We start from the raw sequence: 497 nt of genomic DNA, 5'->3' as shown, positions 1-497 counted from the left end.
TCCGGCTCGCGCAGGTCGGCGTCGAGATAGGCGGTGCGGCCCTGCCGGGTACCGGTCAGCAGGGCGCGGGCGTGCGCGAGGACGATCGGATCGTTGTCGGCGTAGACGATCCGGGCGTCCGCGGCGGCCTCCTGCGCGACGACCGTCAGCCGGTAGCACCGCCTGATCACACGGAAATGGACCCACCCGCAACAGACAGGACGGCCACCGATCAGCCAGGAGATCGCCACGCTGATCAAGCGGCTCGCGACCGAGAACACGACATGGGGCTACCAGCGGATCCAAGGGGAGCTCCTGAAACTCGGACACAAGGTCAGTGCGTCCACGATCCGTCGGATGACGAGTGGCACGCCGGGTTCTGAAGGGGCGGGGGCGCAGCAATGCGCCCCCGCTACCTGACGACTGCGCCGTGGCACTCCAGCGTCTGTACTGCTTCTCCGCCCTGGACGTCGGCTCCCGTACCGTGCACATCCTCGGGGTCACCGCCCACCCGGACG

General features: G+C 68.8%; 1 pseudogene. It reads right to left on the bottom strand.

Going from position 1 to position 497, the window contains the following annotated elements:
* Positions 1–140 (bottom strand): annotated as a pseudogene (locus MXD62_RS10080) (SAM-dependent methyltransferase); the annotation flags it as partial.
* Positions 141–497 lie beyond the last annotated feature (357 nt).

Origin of the sequence: Frankia sp. Mgl5 (assembly GCF_023242985.1) — a bacterium.
Taxonomy (GTDB): Bacteria; Actinomycetota; Actinomycetes; order Frankiales; family Frankiaceae; genus Parafrankia; species Parafrankia soli.
The sequence above is the reverse complement of the archived record's forward strand: the minus strand, read 5'-3'. Positions and strand labels throughout refer to the sequence as shown.